Origin of the sequence: Saccharothrix sp. CB00851 (genome assembly GCF_001905065.1) — a bacterium.
Lineage (GTDB): Bacteria > Actinomycetota > Actinomycetes > Mycobacteriales > Pseudonocardiaceae > Actinosynnema.
In genome coordinates this window covers 325,157-334,676 of the sequence record NZ_LWLC01000023.1, presented here as the reverse complement: position 1 = coordinate 334,676, position 9,520 = coordinate 325,157, and the positions used below count along the sequence as shown (strand labels likewise).

9 protein-coding genes and 1 riboswitch are annotated in these 9,520 nt (G+C 72.5%); of the genes, 5 read left to right on the top strand and 4 right to left on the bottom strand.

Annotated features, from left to right (window positions below; genetic code table 11):
- Window positions 1-238 (bottom strand): EamA family transporter (locus A6A25_RS45680; protein ID WP_241828856.1); only part of this gene is annotated, 238 nt, incomplete at its 3' end.
- 200 nt (window positions 239-438) lie between these two features.
- Entirely contained in the window at window positions 439-1,701 is a 1,263-nt protein-coding gene (locus tag A6A25_RS22895; RefSeq protein WP_073893080.1) for a cytochrome P450, read from the bottom strand.
- A 127-nt stretch (window positions 1,702-1,828) separates the two neighbouring features.
- A riboswitch (cobalamin riboswitch) is annotated at window positions 1,829-1,896 on the top strand.
- A gap of 113 nt (window positions 1,897-2,009) precedes the next feature.
- On the opposite strand from A6A25_RS22895, the gene A6A25_RS22890 reads away from it, so the two are divergent.
- The 5 genes from A6A25_RS22890 to A6A25_RS22870 are packed head-to-tail and all read left to right on the top strand — an operon-like array spanning window position 2,010 to window position 7,585.
- Window positions 2,010-3,308: a prenyltransferase/squalene oxidase repeat-containing protein gene (locus A6A25_RS22890; protein ID WP_073893079.1), complete on the top strand. Its 1,299-nt coding sequence runs from the start codon at window positions 2,010-2,012 to the stop codon at window positions 3,306-3,308.
- A gap of 50 nt (window positions 3,309-3,358) precedes the next feature.
- Window positions 3,359-4,108 carry a hypothetical protein gene (locus A6A25_RS44210; protein ID WP_073893077.1) on the top strand — a complete coding sequence of 250 codons (750 nt, stop codon included), beginning with the start codon at window positions 3,359-3,361 and terminating at the stop codon, window positions 4,106-4,108.
- Window positions 4,105-5,157 carry a CbiQ family ECF transporter T component gene (locus tag A6A25_RS22880; protein WP_073893294.1) on the top strand — a complete coding sequence of 351 codons (1,053 nt, stop codon included), beginning with the start codon at window positions 4,105-4,107 and terminating at the stop codon, window positions 5,155-5,157. Before A6A25_RS44210 ends, A6A25_RS22880 begins: the two co-directional genes overlap by 4 nt.
- The gene (locus A6A25_RS22875; protein WP_073893076.1) at window positions 5,154-6,755 is read left to right on the top strand and encodes an ABC transporter ATP-binding protein; all 1,602 of its coding nucleotides are present in this window, start codon (window positions 5,154-5,156) and stop codon (window positions 6,753-6,755) included. Before A6A25_RS22880 ends, A6A25_RS22875 begins: the two co-directional genes overlap by 4 nt.
- The gene (locus A6A25_RS22870) at window positions 6,752-7,585 is read left to right on the top strand and encodes an ECF transporter S component (RefSeq protein ID WP_073893074.1); all 834 of its coding nucleotides are present in this window, start codon (window positions 6,752-6,754) and stop codon (window positions 7,583-7,585) included. Before A6A25_RS22875 ends, A6A25_RS22870 begins: the two co-directional genes overlap by 4 nt.
- On the opposite strand, the gene A6A25_RS43275 is transcribed toward A6A25_RS22870, so the two are convergent.
- A complete protein-coding gene (locus A6A25_RS43275) occupies window positions 7,530-8,198 on the bottom strand; it encodes a hypothetical protein (protein ID WP_143193335.1) in 669 nt (222 codons plus the stop codon). The two genes, A6A25_RS22870 and A6A25_RS43275, sit on opposite strands and share 56 nt — an antisense overlap.
- Before the next feature lie 153 nt (window positions 8,199-8,351).
- A complete protein-coding gene (locus A6A25_RS22860; protein ID WP_073893293.1) occupies window positions 8,352-9,482 on the bottom strand; it encodes a sugar efflux transporter in 1,131 nt (376 codons plus the stop codon).
- Window positions 9,483-9,520: the final 38 nt, after the last annotated feature.

The following is a 9,520-nucleotide window of genomic DNA, read 5'->3' as shown; positions in this document are numbered from 1 at the left end:
GCAGGAACGGCAGCGCGTTGCAGAACAGCGCGGCGATCACCAGGTGCACCCACAACCCCGCGGGCAGCTTCTGGCGCCCGACCCGCGCCATGACCACCAACACCGCCGCGCCGAGCGCGCACCGGATCACCGTGATCTGCACCGGCGACAGCCCCGTCAACGCCAGCTTGATCCACAGGAACCCCGAGCCCCACAACAGGGCCAGCACACCCAACCGCAGCACACCACGTCCGGTCATGGGACCACCGTCCCCCACGACCGACTTCAAGAAAAGTGAAACCTCATGACAGCGCGTTAAGCAGCACTACAAGATCAATCCCGAACGTCGAACTCAGGGGGCCTGAACGTTCGACACTCGCGTTCTGAACGTAGGACGCGCGCGTGTGTCCTACGTTCAGAACGCGAGTGTCCTACGTTCAGGACCCCCGAGTTGAACGCTCAGCGCGTGTGGACGAACAGCGAGTCGACACCGTGGACGATCGACGCGGTCCGGAACGCGGGCTGCCGCTCGTCGACCAGCCGCAGCTCGGGGAAGCGGCGCAGCAGGGCCGGGTACGCGGCCCGCAGTTCCAGCCGCGCCAGCTCCGCGCCCACGCACCGGTGCGCGCCGTAGCCGAACGCCAGGTGCTGCGACGCCGGACGTCCCGCGTCGAAGTCGGACGCCTCCTCGCGGTTGGCCGCCGACAGCGACACCACCACCACGTCACCCTCCTCGATCCGCTGCTCGCCGACCGTCAACGCGTGCCGGGCGAACCGCGGGAACGCCACCTGCACCACGCTCAGGTGCCGCAGCAGCTCCTCCACCAACGGCGCCACCGCCGCGTCGTCGTCACGCATCGCCGCACGCGCGGCGTCGTCCCTCAGCAGCACGATCGCACCCAGCGCGAGCATCGACGCCGTCGTGTCGAACCCACCGGTCAGCACACCGTCGGCCAGCCCGGCCAACTCCACGTCGCTCACGTCGTCACCGTGCTGCCGGATGATCGAACCGATCAGGCCGTCACCCGGCGACCGGCGCTCGCGGCGCACGATCTCCTCCATGTAGGACAGCGACTCCGAGATCGCGCCCAACGCCTGCCCGGCACCGCCGAACAGGTCGAACCGCGCCGCCGCCAGCTCCTGGAACCGGTCACGGTCCTCATAGGGCACGCCCAGCAGCTCGCAGATGGTCAGCGACGGGATCGGCAGCGCGAACTCCTGCACCAGGTCGACGGGCCCGTCGACGGCCTGCATGGCGTCCAGCCGCTCGGTGACGATCGCGTCGATGCGCGGCACCAGCCGCGACAGCCGGCGCATGGTGAACTCCGGCGTGAGCAGCTTGCGCAGCCGGGTGTGGTCGGGCGGGTCGGCGAAGCCGAGGCCGCCGGGCGACTGCTCCAGCCGCCCGACCGCCGCGCCGAGCCGGGCGTAGTCGTTGCTGAACGCTCCTGTGTCGGAAAGCACCTTCTTCGCTTCGCCCTGACCTGTGACCAACCACACCCGCAAGCCGAACGGCACCGGGATCCGGTGCACCGCGCCGGTCTCCCGCATCCGCTCCAACTCGGCGACCGGTACCACCCCGTCCCGCTTCAACGGGACCAGCGCACGGTCCGGGAGCAGCGACAACGCCCGCGAACCGATCTTGCCCAACACCCACCGCGTCGCCGAACGCCGTGCGACCCACGCCACCAAGCCGTCGCGCACGGACGCCAGAGTCGTCATCGAACACCCCTCTTCCCCAGATCGAATCGACCGACGGTAACCGTACGTAGGGGTGAGCAGCATCGCGCCTGAGGTGGATTGACACGCCGAGGTCGGTGACAGACGATCGGCAATCGCGCGTGACACGGGGGAAGCCGGTCGAAATCCGGCGCTGACCCGCAACGGTAGGTCCCACCGGGACGAGCCCGAACACCCGGCACGCGTGCCACGCTCCTGACACCGTCGAGGTCAACGGGTCGGAGCCCGGGGGAGGTCGGTCACGGCTGTCCGGGGTCCGCTCGCGCCTCGCACCCCCGGAAAGGCCGACCATGCCGTTGAGACGGACCGCCGCCGTCATCGCCGCCGCCGCCATCACCGCGCTCGCGCTGGTCCCGCCGAGCCAGGCGCAGGCGGTGCCGACGACGGACGCGGGTGACGCCGCCGCGGGCTGGCTCGCCCGGCAGCTCGTCGACGGCGACCACTTCGAGAACGTCTTCGACGGCGTCACCTACCCCGACCAGGGCCTCACGCTGGACGCGCTGTTCGCGTTCACCGCGGCCGGCGTGGCGGCGGACCGCGCGGACCGGGCCACCGCCTGGCTCGCCGAACCCGCGATCATCGACAACTACCTGCACTTCGGCGACCCTGCCGAGTCGTTCGCGGGCGCGCACGCCAAGCTGGCGCTCGCGGCCCAGGTGCGCGGGCAGGACCCGACGGGCTTCGGCGGCACCGACCTGATCGCCGGTCTCACCGCGCTGCAGGCGCCGTCGGGCAGGTTCCAGGACAAGTCGAAGTACGGCGACTACTCCAACGGCTTCACCCAGGCGTTCGCGGTGCTCGCGCTGGACCGCTGGGAAGGCGCGCCGGAGGCCGCTGTGGACTACCTCGTCGGCACGCAGTGCCCGAACGGCGGTTTCCCGCTCGTCCTGGAGGCGACGCCGTGCGTGTCCCACGTGGACGCCACCGCGATGGCCGTGCAGGCGCTGCTGGCGGTCGACCGGACCGCCGTGGCGGACAAGGCGCTCGACTGGCTGTCCAGCGACGGCGTCCAGCAGCCCGGCGGCGGGTTCCGCGACGAGGGCCAGGCCGGTGAGGGCAACGCCAACAGCACCGGTCTCGCCGCGCAGGCGTTGCGCGCGGGCGGCCGCACCGCCGCCGCCGACAAGGCGGCGGCGTTCCTCCGGTCGTTGCAGGTCGGCTGCGCGGCCGCCGAGGCGGACCGGGGCGCGATCGCGTTCGACAAGACCGCGTTCACGCGGGCCACGTCGTTGCGGGCGAGCGCACAGGGCGTCCTCGGCCTGGTCGGCGCGAACTTCGCGGACCTGTCGGCCGAGGGCGACCGGGCGGACGTGCCCGTGCTCGACTGCCCGGTCACCACCACCTCGCCGACGACGTCCACTTCGGACACCACGACAGCCACCACCACGACTACGGACGCAACCACCACTTCCACCACCACGGCCACCACAACGACGACTGCGGTAGTGGCCGTGGCGGGCAACCGCGGCACCCTCGCCCGCACGGGCGCCGCCGTCGGCCCGGCGTTGTGGATCGGCGCGTTGCTGCTGGTCGGCGGCGTGCTCGCGGTCTCGTTGTCGCGCAAGCGCCACGCGGACGCACGCAAGTGACGAGTTGGTGGCGACGAGCGCTGACGGCATCGGCCGTCGTCGGGCTCGCGATGACGATCACCCCACTGACCGCCCGTGCGGCCGACTGCGCGGGCGTCACGGTGGTCGTGGACTTCCGCTCCCTCGGTGGCGGCGTGCAGACCGGCTGCGCCCCGGGTGACCCGTCATCGGGCACGGCCGCGCTGACCGCCGCCGGCTTCGGCTACACGATCGCGCAGCGGCAACCCGGCTTCGTGTGCCGGATCAACGGCAAGCCGAGCAGCGATCCGTGCGTCACCACGTCCCCCGCCAACGCCCACTGGGCTTACTGGCACGGTCAGCCGGGCGGATCGTGGACCTACAGCAGCACCAGCGCGGGCTCGTACGACCCGGCCCCGGGCAGCGTGGAGGGCTGGTCGTTCGGCGCGGGAGAGCAGCCCGGCATCGCCCCACCGGCACCCTCCCCCAAGCCCGTCCAACCCGCCCCGCCACCACCCGACCCGACCGAGCCCGCACCCAACCCGGCACAACCCGCGCCGGATCCAGGACAACCCGCGGCACAGCCCGGACAACCGACTTCCGCGACGGCCACGGCCACGTCGACCACGACGGCCGAAACCACGACCACCCCGCCCACCTCCGCGGAAACGGTGGCCGGCAGCACGACGTCCGGCCCGACCACGACTCCGCCTTCCACCGCGGCGGAGCCGCCCGCCGACTCCGGTGGCACGGTCGGCTTGGTCATCGGGATCGTGGTGATCGCCGCACTGGCCGGTCTCGGCGGGTGGACCGCGCGAAGGCGCGCCAAGGCGGCGGAGTGAGGCTTCACCCCGGCGCGTGGTGGCTGTGGGCGTTGTGCCTGGCCGCCATCGCGAGCCGCACCACCAACCCGGTGCTGCTGGCCCTGGTGATCGCGGTCGCCGGGTACGTGGCCGTGTCGTGCCGCGAGGACACCCCGTGGGCCAGTGCCTACGGGGTGTTCCTCAAGTTCGCGTTGGTGGTGCTGGCCATCCGGGTGGTCTTGCACGTGCTGCTGGGCGGCGTGACCGGGCCGACGGTGCTGGTGACGTTGCCCGAGATCCCGTTGCCGGAGTGGACGAAGGGCATCCGGCTGGGTGGACCGGTCAGCGCCGAAGGGCTCGCTTTCGCGTTGTACCAGGGGCTTCAACTGGCGACGCTGCTGTGTTGCGTGGGTGCCGCGAACGCGTTGGCCAACGCCAAGCGGCTGCTGCGATCGCTGCCGGCGGCGTTGTACGAGGTGAGCGTGGCGGTCGTGGTGGCGTTGACGGTCGCACCGCAGCTCGTGGCCAGCGCCCGGTCGGTGCGGCGGGCTCGGGCACTGCGCGGTGATGTCGTGCGTGGCGTGAAGGCGATGCGCGTGCTGATGGTGCCGGTGCTGGAGGACGCGTTCGAGCGGTCACTGGTGCTGGCCGCCGCGATGGACTCGCGCGGCTACGGCCGGACGGCGGGACTGCCCCGGCGAACCCGCGTCCTGACCGGCGTGCTGGTACTGGGCGGGTTGACGGGCCTGGCCGTCGGCGCGTACGGGCTGCTGGGCGGCGGCACGCCCGCCGCGCCGATGCTGCTGGTGGGCTCGGTGTCGGCGATCGGCGGCCTGTGGACCGGCTCACGGCGGGTGCGGCGCAGCCGGTACCGACCCGACCGCTGGGGTCCGCGCGAGCTGCTGGTCATCGGGTCCGGGCTGGTCGCGGCACTGGCGACGTTCCTCGCGCCGGACGGCCTCGGCGGTGCCGCGTTGACCCCGTCGACCGTGCCGCTGACCGTGCCCGGACTGCCGCTGCTGCCCGCCGTCGGCCTGCTGTGCGCGCTCGCACCCGTCGTCATCGCCAGGAACAGGGTGAACACGTGATCCGGTTCGAGAACGTCTCCGTCACCTACCGCGACGCCGAGGCGCCGGCGCTGGCCGCGGTGGACCTGCACGTGCCGGAAGGCGAGCTGTGCCTGGTGGTCGGGCGCACGGGGTCGGGCAAGTCGACGTTGCTGCGCGCGGTCAACGGCCTGGTACCGCACTTCACCGGCGGCACGCTCACCGGCCGCGTGCTGGTCGCCGGACGTGACACCAGCACCCACCCACCGCGTGAGCTGGCGGACGTCGTCGGCCTGGTGGGACAGGACCCGCAGGCCGGTTTCGTCACGGATTCCGTCGAGGAGGAACTGGCCTACTCGATGGAATCGCTGGCGCTGCCGAACCCCGTGATGCGCAAGCGGGTCGAGGAGACCTTGGACCTGCTCGGCCTGGCCGAGCTCCGACACCGGCCACTGGCCACGTTGTCCGGCGGGCAGCAGCAACGCGTAGCCGTCGGCGCGGCCCTCACCGCCCACCCCAAGGTGCTGGTGCTGGACGAGCCGACCTCGGCCCTGGACCCCGGTGCGGCCGAGGACGTGCTCGCCGCGCTGCACCGCCTGGTGCACGACCTGGGCATGACGGTGCTGATCGCCGAGCACCGCCTGGAACGGGTCGCGCAGTACGCGGACCGCGCGGTGTGGCTGCCCGGCGGCGGACTGCCGCCGGTCGCCGGCGAGCCGGGCCCGGTGCTGGCGGACGCCCCGGTCGCGCCGCCCGTCGTGCGGCTCGGCCAGGTGGCGGGCTGGCACCCGGTGCCGGTGTCCATCCGGGACGCCCGGCGGCTGGCCGGTCCGCTGCGCGACCGCCTCGCCGAACCGCCGGTGGTGCCACCGGCGCCGTCCGGGAGCCTGATCCACACCCAGGACCTGCGGGTTCGTTACTCCGCTGTGGACGCGGTGCGTGGTGTGTCGCTGAACGTAGGCGCCGGCGAGCGGGTCGCCGTGATGGGCCGCAACGGATCGGGCAAGTCCAGCCTGCTGTGGGCCGTGCAGGGCACGGGCAAGCGGTCCGGCGGTGACGTGGCGGTGGACGGCGTCGACCCGGCGACCCTGAAACCCGGTCCGCGGCGCAAGGCCATCGGCCTGGTCCCGCAGCAGCCCGGCGACCTGCTGTACCTGCACACCGTCGGCGGCGAGTGCGCGCAGGCCGACCGCGAGTCGGGCAAGCCGGCCGGCACGTGCCGCGAGTTCCTCGACCGGCTCGCGCCGGGCATCCCGGACGACCGGCACCCGCGTGACCTGTCGGAAGGCCAACGGCTGGCGCTGGTGCTGGCCGTCGCCCTCACGCCGTCACCGCGGGCCGTGCTGCTGGACGAGCCGACGCGGGGCCTGGACTACCCGGCCAAGACCCGCCTGGCGGGGGCGTTGCGCGTACTCGCCGACCGAGGTCACGCGATCGTGCTCGCCACGCACGACGTGGAGTTCGTCGCCGAGTACGCGACCCGCGTCGTCGTGCTGGCCGAGGGCGAGGTGGTGGCCGACGGTCCGACCGCCGAGGTGGTGACCGCGTCCCCGGTGTTCTCACCGCAGGTGGCCAAGGTGCTCGCCCCGCAACCCTGGTTGACCGTGGCCGACGTCCGCGCCGCCTTGGCCGCGTCATGAGCGAGCCGGTCCGGATCCGGCCCCGCGCCACCCTCGCCCTGGCCATCGCCGCCGCGATCAGCGTCGTCGCCTTCGGCTGGCCGTTGCTGGTCTCCTCCGACGCCGTCCTCGCGCAGGGCGCCACCGCGCCGTGGACGTTCGCCCTCCTGCTCCCCCTCGTCCTGGCGGTCGTCCTCGCCGAGATCAGCGACCGCGGCATGGACGCGAAAGCCGTGGCGATGCTGGGCGTGTTGTCCGCGCTGGGCGCCGCGATCCGACCTCTCGGCGCGGGCACGGCGGGCATCGAGACCGTGTTCTTCCTGCTCGTGCTCGGCGGTCGCGTGTTCGGGCCCGGGTTCGGGTTCGTCCTGGGCAACACCATGCTGTTCGCGTCCGCCCTGCTCACGGGCGGTGTCGGCCCCTGGCTGCCGTACCAGATGCTCGGCGCGGCGTGGGTGGCGTTGGGCGCGGGGCTGTTGCCGCCGTTGCGCGGCAAGGCCGAACTCGCGCTCCTCGCCGCCTACAGCGCCGTCGCGTCCCTGGTCTACGGACTGCTGCTCAACCTCTCGTTCTGGCCGTTCGCGTTGAGCGCGGGCAGCACCTCGCTGTCCTTCCAGCCGGGCGGGCCGATCCTGGACAACCTGGTGCGGGTGGTGGCGTTCAGCCTGGCCACCTCGCTCGGCTGGGATATCGGCCGGGCGGTCACCACCACGGTCTTGGTGCTGGTGACCGGCCCGGTGCTGCTGCGCACGCTGCGCCGGGCCGCGCGCCGGGCGTCGTTCGGCGACCCGGCGTTCAGCGGGGCAGCCGCGCCGCCACCTCCGCCAGCGCGTCCAACACCTCCGGCGTGACGTACCCGGTGGCGATCTCCGCCTCGGCGACGGTGACCGTGTCCCGGTCCCGTTCCGAGCCGTAGTTCGCGCCGCTGAACGCGACCTCGGCCACTCCGACCTGGGCCGTGCCCAGCGCCTTCACGTCACCGGTGCCGGGCGCGTCCACCAGGTCCTGGAACTCCCGCGCGTCACCGCGCGAGGCCAACGCCACCCAGGCCACCGCGATCACCGCCGAGTTGCCCGCGTCGTCCCCGACGGTGAACAGCACCCGGTCCACCGACGTGCACTCGTGCTGCCGGAGGAACTCCCGCACCCGGCCGAACGACGCGTCCGCACACGGAGCACGCTGCACGTCCGTCCGCTTCAGCTCGTGCAGCCCCATCCGCTGCCACGCGCCCGCGGAGTCGCCCCTCCGGGCGAGATCACCGCCCTGCTGCGCACGCTCCTCGACGCTCAACCCCGGGCCACCGCCACCAGCCGAACCGCCGCCCGCGCTGAGGCCGACCGCTCCCCCGTACCCCACCGCGCTGAGCGCGATCAGCCCGGCCAACAGCACCGAACCGCTCCGCCCACCCCCTCCGGCGGCCGGTCGCACCCGACCGCGGTCGTCGGCGTAGAAACCTCTGGGCACCGCGACCTCCTCCCCCCTGAGGGAAGGTTTAGCAATCCACGGGTCCTGAAACCCGAATTTCGCGGAGAACCCCTCGAAGAGCGCAAACCAAACGGTCGGTTCACTGACCGTGCGTAACCCACCACGGCAGGTAGTCCCCCGGTCGATCACCCGTCACGGCGCCACGGACGGCACCGACCTCCGCCTCGCCGCCAGCAGCAGCGCGAGCCCCAGCACCGACATCACCAGCCCCATCCCGTACGCCGTGCGGTACCCGAAGTGCTGCGCGAGACCCACCAACGGCCCGGTGAGCATCGCGCTGGTCTTGTACGTGTTCGTGAACAGCGTGCTGGCGTACCCGGGCCGGTCGGGTGCGAGGTCCTGGAAGTAGGAGATGCCGACGCCCATCACCGCGGAGATGACCACGGCGTGCATCACCTGCGCGGCCATCACCTGCCAGGTCGCCTGGGTGAGCAGCATGATCGTGTAGTAGGCCAGCGCGACCACGCCACCCGACAGCACGAGCACCCGGTGGTTGTACCGCAGCGCCAACGCGCCGAAGCCCAGCATCAGCGGGATCTCCAGCGCCGCGCACAGCCCCAGGACCAGACCCGCGTCCCGGGTCGTGCCGCCCAGGTTCTCGGTCACGAACAACGGCATCGCCGTCACGCCGACCGTCGTCGCGCCCTGCAGCAGCACGAACGCCAGCGCCGCGAGCACCATCTCCCGTCGCAACCCGGCTTGCGGCGCCACCTCGTGCGTCGGCGCGGCGGACGGTCCGAGCTCCGGCAGCCACGTCAGCGCCACCAGCACGGCCACCACGTAGATCGCCGCGCTCACGCCGAACAGCCAGGTGAACCCGCCGCCGAGCAGCAGCGCGCCCAGCGGCGGCCCGCCCACCCAGGCGATCGACATCGTCATCCGCAGTCCGCTCATCGCCAACGGCGCCTTCGCCGAGCCACTGCGTTCCAACAGCTGGCGCGCGTAGGCGTACATCTGCGGGATCTGCGAGGACGAGACCGCCCAGAACGTGACCGCGACCACCAGCAGCAGCCAGTAGTCGCGCAGCACGGAGAACAGCACCCAGCCCACCGCACCCGACACCCCGGCTACCACCAGCAGCGTGCGGCGGATCGCGCGTGCGTCGGACAACCGCCCGAGCAGCGTGCTCACCAGCATCGACGCCAGGGCGCTGATCAGGAGGAACGCGCCGACCGCGATCGGACCGGCGTGGAGCTCCTTGATCAGGAACAGCGACAGGAACGGGGCCGCCAACGCATACCCGACACCGGTCAGCAAGCTCATCGACACGAGCGGCACGAAGGAAGGGGACCGGGGCGGGG

Bases quoted from the DNA above. Each gene is read 5' to 3' on its own strand.
- A6A25_RS22895 (WP_073893080.1), bottom strand. From the start codon at position 1,701: ATGACGACTCTGGCGTCCGTGCGCGACGGCTTGGTGGCGTGGGTCGCA.
- A6A25_RS22890 (WP_073893079.1), top strand. From the start codon at position 2,010: ATGCCGTTGAGACGGACCGCCGCCGTCATCGCCGCCGCCGCCATCACC.
- A6A25_RS44210 (WP_073893077.1), top strand. From the start codon at position 3,359: ATGACGATCACCCCACTGACCGCCCGTGCGGCCGACTGCGCGGGCGTC.
- A6A25_RS22870 (WP_073893074.1), top strand. From the start codon at position 6,752: ATGAGCGAGCCGGTCCGGATCCGGCCCCGCGCCACCCTCGCCCTGGCC.
- A6A25_RS22860 (WP_073893293.1), bottom strand. From the start codon at position 9,482: ATGAGCTTGCTGACCGGTGTCGGGTATGCGTTGGCGGCCCCGTTCCTG.